General features: G+C 69.9%; 10 protein-coding genes and 1 pseudogene. All 11 read left to right on the top strand.

What is annotated here, in order from left to right; genetic code table 11:
* Positions 1-23: 23 nt before the first annotated feature.
* Positions 24-332 (top strand): PTS lactose transporter subunit IIB, encoded by a 309-nt coding sequence (locus IFT90_RS16645; RefSeq protein WP_146900799.1) that lies wholly within the window; start codon positions 24-26, stop codon positions 330-332.
* Between the two features lie 2 nt (positions 333-334).
* Positions 335-799, top strand: coding sequence for a PTS sugar transporter subunit IIA (locus tag IFT90_RS07560; protein ID WP_192041681.1), 465 nt, complete (start codon positions 335-337; stop codon positions 797-799).
* A gap of 19 nt (positions 800-818) precedes the next feature.
* The gene (locus IFT90_RS07555; RefSeq protein ID WP_192041680.1) at positions 819-1904 is read left to right on the top strand and encodes an alcohol dehydrogenase catalytic domain-containing protein; all 1086 of its coding nucleotides are present in this window, start codon (positions 819-821) and stop codon (positions 1902-1904) included.
* 57 nt (positions 1905-1961) lie between these two features.
* Positions 1962-2207, top strand: a pseudogene (locus tag IFT90_RS17520) (HPr family phosphocarrier protein); the annotation flags it as partial.
* 6 nt (positions 2208-2213) lie between these two features.
* Positions 2214-3902, top strand: coding sequence for a DUF885 domain-containing protein (locus IFT90_RS07550; protein ID WP_207106320.1), 1689 nt, complete (start codon positions 2214-2216; stop codon positions 3900-3902).
* Positions 3903-4049: 147 nt separating this feature from the next.
* Positions 4050-5495 carry a 30S ribosomal protein S1 gene (gene rpsA / locus IFT90_RS07545; protein ID WP_123545838.1) on the top strand — a complete coding sequence of 482 codons (1446 nt, stop codon included), beginning with the start codon at positions 4050-4052 and terminating at the stop codon, positions 5493-5495.
* Between the two features lie 101 nt (positions 5496-5596).
* Complete coding sequence (gene coaE, locus IFT90_RS07540) at positions 5597-6247, top strand: dephospho-CoA kinase (protein ID WP_192041678.1); 651 nt, start codon at positions 5597-5599, stop codon at positions 6245-6247.
* Positions 6248-6257: 10 nt separating this feature from the next.
* A complete protein-coding gene (uvrB, locus tag IFT90_RS07535; protein ID WP_123545834.1) occupies positions 6258-8324 on the top strand; it encodes an excinuclease ABC subunit UvrB in 2067 nt (688 codons plus the stop codon).
* Positions 8314-9216: an SDR family NAD(P)-dependent oxidoreductase gene (locus IFT90_RS07530; RefSeq protein WP_192041677.1), complete on the top strand. Its 903-nt coding sequence runs from the start codon at positions 8314-8316 to the stop codon at positions 9214-9216. Before uvrB ends, IFT90_RS07530 begins: the two co-directional genes overlap by 11 nt.
* A gap of 78 nt (positions 9217-9294) precedes the next feature.
* Positions 9295-12264, top strand: coding sequence for an excinuclease ABC subunit UvrA (uvrA, locus tag IFT90_RS07525; RefSeq protein WP_192041676.1), 2970 nt, complete (start codon positions 9295-9297; stop codon positions 12262-12264).
* Positions 12261-14243: an excinuclease ABC subunit UvrC gene (gene uvrC / locus IFT90_RS07520; RefSeq protein WP_192041675.1), complete on the top strand. Its 1983-nt coding sequence runs from the start codon at positions 12261-12263 to the stop codon at positions 14241-14243. Before uvrA ends, uvrC begins: the two co-directional genes overlap by 4 nt.
* The last annotated feature ends 16 nt before the right edge of the window (positions 14244-14259 follow it).

The raw sequence follows: 14259 nt of genomic DNA, 5'->3' as shown, positions 1-14259 counted from the left end.
CCCTGAGAAACAAGGAGACTGACATGGCAACCCTCGACGGTTCCTCCATCAAGAAGCTCATCGTCGCGTGCGACGCGGGCATGGGCAGCAGCGTCATGCTGGCCTCGACCCTCAAGAAGCAGCTCAAGAAGAGCGGCGTCACCGTCGAGCACTCGCCCGTCGCCGACATCCCGGCCGACGCCGACGTCGTCGTGACGCAGAACAACCTCGCCGAGCGCGCGCGCGGCGTCGTGCCGAACATCCCCGTCGTCCCGTTCCAGCTGTTCATGGGCGACCCCTCGGTCGCCAAGGTGGTCAAGGCCATCCAGGACGGCACGACGGTCGAGGTCTGACGATGGCGGACCAGCAGGCACCCGAGCTGACGTCGCTCCTCGCGGAGTCGTCGATCCGTCTCGACGAGAAGGCCTCGAGCCGCGACGAGGCCATCCGCGCCGCGGGCAAGGCGCTCATCGAGGCCGGGGCGATCGACGAGACCTACGTCGACGCCATGTTCGAGCGCGAGAACTCGGTGTCGACCTACGTCGGCGAGGGCGTCGCGATCCCGCACGGCACGCTCGCCGGCAAGGACTCGGTGAAGAAGGACGCGCTCGTCGTGCTCCGCTTCCCGACCCCGGTCGACTGGGACGGCAACGAGGTCTCGGTCGCCGTCGGCATCGCCGCGGCGGGCAACGGCCACATCGCCATCCTCAGCCAGCTCGCCAGCATCCTGATGGACCCCGACTCCGCCGCGGCCCTGCGCGGTGCCACGACGACGTCGGAGGTCTACGAGCTGCTCGCGTCGACCGACGACGACGAGTGACGGGCGGCTCGGACTCCTCGTGAGAGCAGCGAAGTGGTGGGCCCCGGGCGACGTGCGTCTCGACGACGTGGCGACGCCCGGGGTCTCTCGCGGTGAGCTCCTCCTCCGCGTCGACAACTGCTCCGCCTGCGGCACCGACCTCAAGATCCTGCGGTCGGGCCACCCCCACATGACCGGCCCGCAGGTGATGGGCCACGAGGTCGCCGGCACCGTCGTCGAGGCCGGCGACGACGTCGACGGCTGGGCCGTCGGCGACCGCGTCCAGGTGATCGCGGCCGTGCCGTGCGGCACCTGCGACGTCTGCCGAGCCGGCCGGCCGAGCGTCTGCCCCCGCCAGACGAGCATCGGCTACCAGTACGCCGGCGGCTTCGCCGAGTTCATGGTCGTCCCCGCGGCCGTCCTGGCCGTCGACGGCGTGAACCGAGTCCCCGACCACGTCTCCTCCGAGGAGGCGTCGCTCGTCGAGCCCCTCGCCTGCGTCCTCAACGGCCAGGAGCTCGCGCGGGTCGGCGCGGGGGACAGCGTCCTCGTCATCGGCTCGGGACCGATCGGCTGCATGCACGTCCGCCTCGCCCGCGCCCGGGGCGCGCGTCAGGTGATCCTCGTCGACGCGAACGCGGACCGTCTCGCGCGGGCTGCCGCCCTCGTCCGCCCGGACCTCGCCCTCGCGGTGGAGGCGGGAGCGGACGGACGCCAGGTCGTCCTCGACCAGGTCCGTGCCGCCTCCGGCGGTCTGGGGGTCGACGTCGTCATCACGGCCGCGGCGTCACGACCCGCCCAGGAGCAGGCTCTCGCACTCCTCGCGCCCGGCGGCCGCCTCAGCCTCTTCGGCGGCCTCGCCCGGGACGACTCGCAGATCAGCATCGACTCGAACCTCGTGCACTACCGTGAGCTGACGATCGTGGGCGTGAACGGGTCGAGCCCGGCCCACAACCGCGAGGCGCTGCGGCTCATCGCCTCGGGCGAGGTCGTGGTGGGCGACCTGATCACCCACCGCTTCCCGCTCGACCGCCTGCACGACGCCCTCGAGGCCATCGCCAGCGGCGAGGCCATCAAGGTCACGATCGAGCCCCACCGCGACGATCGACCGACCACCCACGACTGACATGTCCAGGGCCCCGGCCCGCACCCCGACCAGACCGGTCTCGACCAAGGAGAAGAAATGCCAGAACGCACCGTCACCATCGCCTCGAGCGTCGGCCTGCACGCCCGCCCCGCCTCGCTGTTCAGCCAGGCCGCCGGCAAGAGCGGCGCCAAGGTCACGCTGACCTCGCCCGCGGGCAAGACCGTCAACGCCGCCAGCATCCTCGGCGTCCTCTCGCTCGGCATCGGCCACGGCGACGAGGTCGTCCTCGCCACCGACGGCGACAACGCCGACGCGGCCCTCGACGAGCTGGCCACGTTGCTCNGTCCCATGACCGAGCCCACGACGCCTCCCGTCCGACCGCAGACCCCGATCGACGGCATCGCCGAGCGCTGGGTCGACCAGCTCGTCGACCTCGACCCCACCACCGCGACGTGGATCGGGCGCGAGGGCCGCACGGGCGAGTACGGCGACTACTCGCCGGCGGGCCACGAGCGCCACGTCGAGGCGGTCCGCCGCGTGCTCGCCGAGCTGGACGACGCGGTGCCCGTCGACGACGTCGACCGCGTCACCCAGGACGACCTGGGGGCCGAGCTCCGCCTCGACCTCGAGTACGCCGAGCAGCGTCTGCAGCTGCGCGACCTCAACGTCATCGCCTCGCCGATCCAGGCGATCCGCGAGGTCTACGACCTGATGCCCACCGAGACCGAGGGCGACTGGGCCGACGTCGCCTCGCGGCTCGGACGGGTCGACCGGGCAATCGGGCAGCTGGTGGAGACCTTCCGGCAAGGCATCGCCGAGGGCGTCGTCCCGGCGCGGCGTCAGGTGGAGGCGGTGGCCGAGCAGTGCGCCCGCATCGGGTCGCCGGACGGCTTCTTCGCCGAGCTCGCCTCGTCCGCACGACTGGCCGACGGCACCGCCCCCTCGTCGGCGCTCGCGTCCGACCTCGCGAGGGGCGCCTCCTCGGCGGGTGAGGGCTACCTCGCCGCCCGCCGGTTCCTGCTCGACGAGCTGCTGCCCGCGGCCGCCGTCGAGGACGGCGTCGGCCGCGACGCCTACGCCCTGCACTCGAGGCGGTTCCTCGGGGCGACCGTCGACCTCGACGAGACCTACGAGTGGGGCCTCGACGAGCTCGCCCGCATGACGAGCGAGCAGGAGGCGGTGGCCCGCGAGATCGAGCCGGGCGCGGACGTGGCGCGGGCGATCGCCGTCCTCGACGCCGACCCCGCGCGGCAGCTCGAGGGCACGGAGGCGCTCCAGCAGTGGATGCAGCGGCTCAGCGACCGCGCCGTGGCCGAGCTCGCCGGCACGCACTTCGACGTTCCGGAGCCCGTCCGGCGCCTCGAGTGCCGCATCGCCCCGACGAAGGACGGCGGCATCTACTACACGAGCCCCAGCGACGACTTCTCCCGTCCCGGCCGCATGTGGTGGTCGGTGCCGGAGGGCGTCACGCGCTTCGGCACCTGGCGCGAGACGACGACCGTGTTCCACGAGGGCGTGCCGGGGCACCACCTCCAGCTCGGCCAGGCGGTCTACAACAGCGCGCAGCTGAACACCTGGCGCCGTCAGCTCGCCGGCACGTCGGGGCACGCCGAGGGCTGGGCCCTCTACGCCGAGCGGCTGATGGACGAGCTCGGCTGGCTCTCCGACCCGGGCGACCGCCTCGGCATGCTCGACGGCCAGCGGATGCGCGCCGCCAGGGTGGTGCTCGACGTCGGCGTGCACCTCGGCAAGACGTTCCCCGGCTCGACCGAGCCCTGGAGCCACGAGACCGCCCTGACGTTCATGCGCGCCAACGTCAACATGGACGACGAGTTCGTGCGCTTCGAGGTGGACCGCTACCTCGGCTGGCCCGGCCAGGCGCCCTCGTACAAGGTCGGACAGCGCATCTGGGAGGACCTGCGGGCTGAGCGGGCTCGTCGCGAGGGAGCCGACTTCGACCTCCGTGCGTTCCACCGCGAGGCGCTGCAGCTCGGCGGCGTCGGGCTCGACACGCTGCGGCGCGCGCTGCTCTCTTGATCGTTGCCCGTCGGGGCGACGCGCAGGTAGTATGTACCAGCGCTATCTGCGCCGATCTGTCCGCACGCCGCGGTCGACACCCCCGAGAAGGCCCAGCCCTCGGGACGACCACGGCCCGATACATGCTTTCACTGGAGCACTAACTACATGACAACCGTAACGACCAAGGCACCCAAGCAGGTCGCCATCAACGACATCGGATCCGCTGATGACTTCCTGGCCGCGGTCGAGAAGACCCTGAAGTTCTTCAACGACGGCGACCTCATCGAGGGCACCGTCGTCAAGATCGACCGCGACGAGGTCCTCCTCGACGTCGGCTACAAGACCGAGGGCGTCATCCCCTCGCGCGAGCTGTCGATCAAGCACGACGTCGACCCCACCGAGGTCGTCGAGGTCGGCGACACCGTCGAGGCCCTCGTCCTCCAGAAGGAGGACAAGGAAGGCCGTCTGATCCTGTCCAAGAAGCGCGCTCAGTACGAGCGTGCCTGGGGCGACGTGGAGAAGATCAAGGACGCCGACGGCGTCGTCACCGGAACGGTCATCGAGGTCGTCAAGGGCGGCCTCATCGTCGACATCGGCCTCCGTGGCTTCCTGCCCGCGTCGCTCATCGAGCTGCGCCGCGTCCGCGACCTCACGCCCTACCTGGGCCAGGAGATCGAGGCGAAGATCCTCGAGCTCGACAAGAACCGCAACAACGTGGTCCTGTCGCGCCGTGCGCTCCTCGAGCAGACGCAGTCCGAGAGCCGCACCACGTTCCTCAACAACCTGCACAAGGGCCAGGTCCGCAAGGGCATCGTCTCCTCGATCGTCAACTTCGGCGCCTTCGTCGACCTCGGCGGCGTGGACGGCCTCGTGCACGTCTCCGAGCTCAGCTGGAAGCACATCGAGCACGCCAGCGAGGTCGTCGAGGTCGGTCAGGAAGTCACCGTCGAGATCCTCGAGGTCGACCTCGACCGTGAGCGCGTGTCGCTCTCGCTCAAGGCGACGCAGGAGGACCCGTGGCAGGTCTTCGCCCGCACCCACGCGATCGGACAGGTCGCGCCGGGCAAGGTCACGAAGCTCGTCCCCTTCGGCGCGTTCGTCCGCGTCGCGGACGGCATCGAAGGCCTCGTGCACATCTCCGAGCTGTCGGCGAAGCACGTCGAGCTGGCCGAGCAGGTCGTCGCCGTCGGCGACGAGGTGTTCGTCAAGGTCATCGACATCGACCTCGACCGTCGCCGCATCTCGCTGAGCCTCAAGCAGGCCAACGAGGGCGTGGACCCCGAGGGCACCGAGTTCGACCCGGCGCTCTACGGCATGCTCACCGAGTACGACGACCAGGGCAACTACAAGTACCCCGAGGGCTTCGACCCGGAGACGAACGAGTGGCGCGAGGGCTTCGACTCGCAGCGCGAGAAGTGGGAGCAGGACTACGCTGCCGCCCAGGCTCGCTGGGAGGCGCACAAGAAGCAGGTCGCTGCGTCGCTCACCGAAGAGGCCTCCTTCGAGGCTCCCTCGGGCTCGACCTTCTCGAGCGAGACCGCCGGTGCCGGCACCCTCGCCGACGACGAGTCGCTCGCCGCTCTGCGCGAGAAGCTGTCCAGCAGCAACTAGCACGCCCCGGTCGGTGCCTCGGCACCTGACCACGTCGAACGGCGGTCCCCTCCTGGAGGGGGCCGCCGTTCGGCGTTCCGGGGCACGGGTAACCTCGACGGATGTTCGTCTGTGGCCTGACCGGTGGCATCGCCGCCGGCAAGAGCGTCGTGTCCCGCCGTCTCGCCGAGCGGGGTGCGGCGCACATCGACGCCGACCAGCTCGCCCGCGAGGTGGTCGCGCCGGGCACGCCGGGCCTCGAAGCGATCCGGCGGCGCTTCGGCGACCACGTGCTCACGCCCTCGGGAGAGCTCGACCGGCCGGCGCTCGGCGCCGTCGTCTTCTCCGACCCGGCTGCCCGTCGGGACCTCGAGGCGATCACCCACCCGGCCGTCCGCGAGCTCTCCCGCCGGCGCATGGAGGAGGCGGTGGCTGACGACCCGACCAGGGTCGTCGTGTACGACGTGCCCCTCCTGGTCGAGACGCGGGGTGCGGGCGAGTTCGACGTGGTCGTCGTCGTCCACGCGCCTCGCGAGGTGCGGTTGACGCGCCTGGTCGAGCTCCGGGGGATGAGCCCCGAGGAGGCGGTCCGCCGCGTCGACGCCCAGGCCGACGACGAGGCCCGCCTCGCCGTCGCCGACCTCGTGGTCGACTCCTCGATCTCGCTGGAGGCGACCCTCGCGAGGGCGGACGAGGTCGCAGAGGTGCTGCGTTCGCTGTCAGCGGCGAAGGCAGCGGGTCCCTCGGGGCCGAGTGTCAGTGGTCGCTCCTAGACTCGGAGACATGGAACCGACCCGCAGTGTCCGCCCCTTCGAAGTAGTCAGCGAGTACGAGCCGAGCGGCGACCAGCCGGCCGCCATCGCCGAGCTCGCGGGGCGCATCAACGCGGGCGAGACCGACGTCGTGCTGCTCGGCGCGACCGGCACCGGCAAGTCCGCGACGACCGCCTGGCTCGTCGAGCAGGTCCAGCGCCCGACCCTCGTCCTGGCCCACAACAAGACCCTCGCGGCCCAGCTGGCCAACGAGTTCCGCGAGATGTTCCCGCACAACGCCGTCGAGTACTTCGTCTCGTACTACGACTACTACCAGCCCGAGGCATACGTCCCGCAGACCGACACCTTCATCGAGAAGGACAGCTCGATCAACGCCGAGGTCGAGCGGCTGCGGCACTCCACGACCAACTCTCTGCTCAGCCGTCGCGACGTCATCGTCGTCTCGACGGTGTCCTGCATCTACGGCCTCGGCACGCCCGAGGGCTACATGCAGGCGATGATCGCCCTGCAGGTCGGCATGAAGATCGACCGCGAGACGCTGATCCGGCGCTTCGTCTCGATGCAGTACCAGCGCAACGACATCGACTTCTCCCGTGGCAACTTCAGAGTGCGCGGCGACACCATCGAGATCATCCCGATGTACGAAGAGCTGGCCATCCGCATCGAGATGTTCGGCGACGAGATCGAGGCGCTCTACGCTCTCCACCCCCTCACGGGCGACGTCGTCCGCACCATGGACGCCGTGTCGGTGTTCCCCGGCTCGCACTACGTCGCGGGCACCGACGTGATGCACCGCGCCATCGGCACCATCAAGGAAGAACTCGCCACCCGCCTCGACGAGCTCGACAAGCAGGGCAAGCTGCTCGAGTCGCAGCGCCTCCGCATGCGCACGACCTTCGATCTCGAGATGATGGAGCAGATCGGGTTCTGCAACGGCATCGAGAACTACTCGGCGCACATCGACGGCCGCGGTCCGGGCGAGGCCCCGCACTGCCTCCTCGACTACTTCGCCGACGACTTCCTCGTCGTCATCGACGAGTCCCACGTGACGGTCCCGCAGATCGGCGCGATGTACGAGGGCGACGCCTCTCGCAAGCGCACGCTCGTCGACCACGGCTTCCGGCTGCCGAGTGCCCTCGACAACCGCCCGCTCAAGTTCGAGGAGTTCCTCGGCAGGGTGGGGCAGAAGGTCTACCTGTCGGCGACCCCGGGCAAATACGAGCTCGGGATCACCGACAGCGTGGTCGAGCAGATCATCCGCCCGACGGGTCTCGTCGACCCGCAGATCGTCGTCAAGCCGTCCGAGGGCCAGATCGACGACCTGCTCGACGAGATCCGGGTCCGGGTCGAGAAGGACGAGCGCGTGCTCGTCACGACGCTCACGAAGAAGATGGCCGAGGAACTGACTGACTTCCTCACCGAGGCCGGCGTCCGGGTCCGGTACCTGCACTCCGACGTCGATACCCTGCGACGGGTCGAGCTGCTGACCGAGCTGCGTCAGGGCGTCTACGACGTCCTCGTCGGCATCAACCTCCTCCGCGAGGGCCTCGACCTGCCCGAGGTGTCGCTGGTCGCCATCCTCGACGCCGACAAGGAGGGGTTCCTGCGGTCGTCGACGTCGCTCATCCAGACCATCGGACGCGCGGCGCGCAACGTCTCCGGCGAGGTGCACATGTACGCCGACGTCATGACCGACTCGATGCGCAACGCCCTCGAGGAGACAGACCGGCGGCGCGAGAAGCAGGTCGCCTACAACCTCGAGCGCGGCATCGACCCGCAACCGCTCCGCAAGAAGATCGCCGACATCACCGAGGTCCTGGCTCGCGAGGGCGCGGACACGGCCGAGCTGCTGGCAGGCCGCCAGGGCGGCAAGCGCGCCCCGACCCCGAACCTCCGTCGAGAGGGCAAGGCGGCGAACGCCGCCAACGGACTCGAGTCGATCATCGCCGACCTCAACGACCAGATGCTCCAGGCCGCCGCCGAGCTCAAGTTCGAGCTCGCCGGTCGCCTGCGTGACGAGGTCGCCGACCTCAAGCGCGACCTGCGACAGATGGAGGCGGCCGGCCATGCCCGCTGATCGTCGCCTCCGCGTCGTCGTCACCGGGGCGACCGCGGGGCTGGGCTACTTCGCGGCCGAGCGCCTCGCCGCCCTCGGTCACCAGGTCGTCGTGGCGGCCCGGAGCCCGGAGCGGGCCGTCCGTGCGGCCGACACCGTGCGCGACCGCGTCCCCGGCGCCGACGTCTCGACCGTCGACCTCGACCTCGCCGACCTGTCCTCGGTGCGGTCCGGCGCGGACGCGCTCACGGCCGCCGGGGGAGTGGACGCCCTGCTCGCGAACGCGGGGGTCGTCGGCTCGCGCCGGCGTCAGACGACGGCCGACGGGTTCGAGCTGCAGTTCGGCACGAACCACCTCGGGCACTTCGCGCTCGTCTCGCACCTGCTGCCGGCGCTCTCCGAGTCTCCTCGGGGCCGGGTCGTGCACCTCGGCAGCATCAGCCACCGCTTCGTCCGCCTCGACCTCGACGACCCGATGATGGTCTCGAGCTACTCGGGGGCCGTCGCCTACGCACGATCGAAGCTCGCGGTCATGACCTTCGGCCTCGAGCTCGACCGGCGCCTCCGGGCCGCCGGCTCGTCGGTGTCGAGCGTGATCGCCCACCCGGGGCTGTCGTGGGAGTCGCTGAGCGACCCGCGACCGCCCGTCGTCGAGCCTCGCCGACCGCCCGCCGTCGTCACCTCGGCCATGCACGTCTTCTCGCAGGGCAAGGAAGCCGGGGCCGAGCCGCTCGTCCACGCGACCGTCGACCCCGGCGTGCAGGGCGGGGAATACTGGGGCCCCTCCGGGTGGTTCCAGCTGACCGGCGCGCCCGCTGTCGTCCCCACGAAGAAGCACGCACGAGACCCAGCCGCGGCAGAACGGCTCTGGGCCGTCTCGGCCGAGCTCACCCACACAGAACCCGTCCTCTAGCGCGCGGACGCTCCTCCTGGTGCCGTCACCCGGCCGATCTCCCCGTCGGCCGACCTCGATGTCAGGGGCTTCCGTAGAATGGTAAGAGTGTCAATCTCACCCGTAGAAGGTTCCTCCGTGCTCAGCGTGCGGGGTGCCCGAGTCCACAACCTCGACAACGTCGACCTCGAGATCCCCCGCGACTCGATGGTCGTCTTCACCGGCCTCTCCGGGTCGGGCAAGTCGTCCCTCGCGTTCGACACGATCTTCGCCGAGGGCCAACGGCGCTACGTCGAGTCGCTCTCCGCCTACGCGCGCCAGTTCCTCGGGCAGGTCGACCGCCCCGACGTCGACTTCATCGAGGGCCTCAGCCCGGCCGTGTCGATCGACCAGAAGTCGACGAACCGCAACCCACGGTCCACGGTCGGCACGATCACCGAGATCTACGACTACATGCGTCTGCTCTGGGCCCGCATCGGCATCGCGCACTGCGCCGTGTGCGGCGAGGTGATCAGCCGCCAGACCGTGCAGCAGATCGCCGACCAGCTGATGACGCTCGAGACCGGCACGCGCTTCCAGGTGCTCAGCCCAGTCGTCTCGCAGAAGAAGGGCGAGTTCGTCGACCTCTTCGCCGAGCTCGCCTCGAGCGGGTACTCCCGGGCGATCGTCGACGGCGAGCAGGTGCAGCTGAGCTCGCCGCCCAAGCTGAAGAAGCAGGTCAAGCACGACATCTCGGTCGTCGTCGACCGTCTCGTCGCCTCCGACGAGGGCCTCACGCGCCTGACCGACTCGCTCGAGACCGCCCTGCGCCTCACCGACGGCCTGGTCACCGTCGACTTCGTCGACACGGACGCCGGTGCCGCCGGCAAGTACCGCACCTTCTCCGAGAAGCTCTCGTGCCCGAACGGCCACCCGGTGCAGCTCACCGAGATCGAGCCCCGCACCTTCTCGTTCAACGCCCCGTTCGGCGCGTGCCCCGAGTGCTCCGGTCTGGGGACGCGCATGTCGGTCGACACCGACCTCGTGCTCGGCGACCCCGACCTGAGCCTGGCCGAGGGCGTCATCCTGCCCTGGACGAACTCGGGCAAGGGCCTCTACAACTACTTCCAGAAGCTGCTCGAGGGGCTCGCGGCCGACCTCGACTTCAGCCTCAAGACCCCGTGGCGAGAGCTGCCGGCCCGCATCCAGCAGGCCGTCCTGCAGGGCAACGACTTCGAGGTGACGGTCAAGTGGAAGAACCGCTTCGGCCGTGAGATGAAGTACTCGACCGGGTTCGAGGGCGTGATGCCCTACATCGAGCGCAAGTACGCCGAGGCCGAGACCGACACACAGCGCCAGCGCTATTCCGAGTACCTCCGTGAGATCCCGTGCTCCGTCTGCGGCGGCAAGCGGCTCAAGCCCGAGGTGCTCGCGGTCACGGTCGCCGAGCAGAGCATCGCGGACGTCGCCGAGCTCAGCCTCACCGACGCGTTCGCGTTCATGAACGGGCTCACGCTGACGACCCGCGAGGCGCGCATCGCCGCGCAGGTGCTCCGCGAGATCCGCGTGCGCCTCGAGTTCCTGCTCGAGGTGGGGCTCACCTACCTGTCCCTCGGCCGTGCCGCGGGATCGCTCTCCGGCGGCGAGGCACAGCGCATCCGGCTGGCGACCCAGATCGGCTCGGGCCTGACGGGCGTGCTCTACGTGCTGGACGAGCCGAGCATCGGCCTGCACCAGCGCGACAACCGACGGCTGATCGACACCCTCGTCAAGCTCCGCGACCTCGGCAACACGCTCATCGTCGTCGAGCACGACGAGGACACGATCAAGACCGCCGACTGGGTCGTCGACATCGGACCGGGCGCCGGCGTCAACGGCGGCAAGGTGGTGCACTCGGGCAGCTACGAGGACCTGCTGACCAACACCGAGTCCTACACCGGCGACTACCTCGCCGGCCGCCGCTCGATCGCCACGCCGACCACGCGTCGCCCGGTCGACCGCGACCGGGTGGTCTCCGTCGTCGGCGCGAAGGCCAACAACCTGCGCGACGTCACCGTCGACTTCCCGCTCGGCGTCTTCGTCGCGGTGACCGGGGTGAGCGGCTCGGGCAAGTCCTCCCTGGTCAACGACATCCTCTACAAGGTGATGGCCAACAAGCTGAACGGTGCGCGCCAGATCCCGGGCCGCCACCTGCGCGTCACCGGTCTCGAGCACCTCGACAAGGTGGTGCACGTCGACCAGGCGCCGATCGGTCGGACGCCGCGCTCGAACCCCGCGACCTACACCGGCGTCTTCGACCGGATCCGCAACCTGTTCGCCGAGACCGTCGACGCGAAGGCCCGCGGATACCTGCCGGGCCGGTTCAGCTTCAACGTCAAGGGCGGTCGCTGCGAGAACTGCGCGGGCGACGGCACGATCAAGATCGAGATGAACTTCCTGCCCGACGTCTACGTCGCCTGCGAGGTCTGCGGGGGCGCGCGGTACAACCGCGACACCCTCGCGGTCCAGTACAAGGGCAAGAACATCTCCGAGGTGCTCGACATGCCGATCAGCGAGGCGGCCGACTTCTTCGAGCCCATCTCGGCGATCTCGCGCTTCATGAAGACGCTGGTGGACGTCGGCCTCGGCTACGTGCGCCTCGGCCAGAGCGCGACCACCCTGAGCGGCGGCGAGGCGCAGCGCGTCAAGCTGGCGACCGAGCTGCAGAAGCGCTCGAACGGGCGCAGCATCTACGTGCTCGACGAGCCCACGACCGGCCTGCACTTCGAGGACGTCCGCAAGCTGCTGCTCGTGCTCGACGGCCTCGTCGACAAGGGCAACACCGTGATCACGATCGAGCACAACCTCGACGTGATCAAGTCGGCCGACTGGCTGATCGACATGGGCCCCGAGGGCGGAGCCGGGGGAGGCACCGTCCTCGCCACGGGCACGCCCGAGCATCTCGCCACCGTGCCGGAGAGCCACACCGGCGTCTTCCTCGCGGAGATCCTCGAGTCAGGCCACGCCGCGCCCGGCCCGGCCGCGGCCAAGAAGAAGAAGGTCGCGACGACGACGGGCAGCCGACGTCGGGAGGCAGTCGAGGCTCGATGAGCAACACGGTCTCCTGGCGGCCGCCAGCGCGTGAGATCCCGACCGACCCCGGAGTCTACCGCTGGCGGGACGAGCGCGGGCGTGTCCTCTACGTCGGCAAGGCGAAGAGCCTCCGTGCCCGGCTGAGCAACTACTTCGCGCCGTTGCCGACCCTGCACGAGCGCACGCGGCGGATGGTCCTCACGGCCCGCAGCGTCGAGTGGACGGTCGTCGGCAGCGACATCGAGGCGCTCCAGCTCGAGTACACCTGGATCAAGGAGTTCGACCCGCCCTTCAACGTCAAGTTCCGGGACGACAAGACGTACCCGTTCATGGCGGTGACCCTCGGCGACGAGGCCCCCCGGGTCATGGTCACGCGCAACCCGCGCATCAAGGGCGCGAAGTACTTCGGGCCGTACCCGAAGATCTGGGCCGTGCACGACACGATCGACCAGATGATCAAGGTCTTCCCGATCCGCACCTGCTCCGACAGCAGCTACAAGAAGGCGATGGAATCCGGCAAGCCGTGCTTCCCGGGCCAGATCGGTCGCTGCGGCGGGCCCTGCTCGCACAAGGTGTCGATCGACGAGCACCGCGCGATCGTCGACGAGTTCGTCAAGTTCATGGGCAGCTACGACAAGAAGGTCATCGCCGACAAGCAGAAGGCCATGAAGACGGCCGCGCTCGAGCAGCGCTACGAGGACGCGGCGCGCTACCGCGACCAGGTTCAGGCTCTCGAGGCGGTGCTCGACAAGTCCGCCGTGGTGCTCCGCGACTCCGTCGACCTCGACCTCTACGCCCTCGTCGAGGACGAGCTGGCGGCCGCCGTGCAGCTGTTCACGGTCCGCGGCGGCCGCATCCGCGGCTCACGGGGCTGGGTCGTCGACAAGGAGATCGACATCACCTCGGGCGAGCTCGTCGAGCAGGTGCTGCAGGGCCGGTACACCGCCGGCTCCGAGGTGCCGCGCGAGATCGTCGTGACGACGGTGCCCGACGACAACGACGCCCTGGAGGCCGTCCTCAGCGAGATCCGGGGGAGAGGCAGGGTGCAGGTCCGCACCGCGCAGCGCGGCGAGAAGGCCGCGCTCATGCAGACGGCCACGCTCAACGCGCAGCAGTCCCTGATGCTCTACAAGACCCGTCGCAGCGCCGACTTCGCGACGCGGTCCACCGCCCTGGCCGACATCCAGGAGGCGCTGGGCATGACCGAGGCGCCCCTCCGGATGGAGTGCTACGACGTCTCGCACCTGTCCGGCACCAACATCGTCGCCTCGATGGTCGTCTTCGAGGACGGCCTGCCCCGGAAGGACCAGTATCGGCGCTTCAACATCCCGCAGTCGACCGACGACACGGAGTCGATCTACCAGACGCTCAGCAGGCGGCTCTCGCGCCTCGACGACGAGCTCGCCCCGGTCGCCGAGGTCGGCGAGGAGCGCAAGCGCTTCGCCTACCGACCGAACCTGCTGATCGTCGACGGGGGCCAGCCCCAGGTGGCCGCCGCCCGGCGGGCGCTCGACGACGCGGGCGTGACCGACATCGCGCTCTGCGGCATCGCCAAGCGGCTCGAGGAGATCTGGCTGCCCGACGACGACTTCCCCGTCATCCTGCCGCGCAACTCCGACGCGCTCTTCCTGATCCAGCGGATCCGCGACGAGGCCCACCGGTTCGCGATCACGCACCAGCGACAGCGTCGCAAGCGCGACATCACGACCCAGCTGGCCGAGATCCCCGGCCTCGGGCCCTCACGCGTCGCACGCCTGCTGAAGCACTTCGGCTCGGTGAAGCGGCTCAAGCAGGCCACGCCGGACGAGATCTCGTCGATCCGGGGCATCGGCCCGACACTCGCCGCGGCCGTCGTCGGTCAGCTCGGGTCCGCGGAGCTCGGAGACGTCGAGCCCGACACCGTCACCTCGGCCGACACCGACACCGTCGCCTCGGTCGACGCCGAGGCGGCGGCCGAGACCACGAGCGAGGCCGACGACGCCCGCGCTCCCGCCTAGACTCGATCCGCCCGTC

Source organism: Frigoribacterium sp. CFBP 8766 (assembly GCF_014841435.1).
Taxonomy (GTDB): domain Bacteria; phylum Actinomycetota; class Actinomycetes; order Actinomycetales; family Microbacteriaceae; genus Frigoribacterium.
The sequence above is the reverse complement of the archived record's forward strand: the minus strand, read 5'-3'. Positions and strand labels throughout refer to the sequence as shown.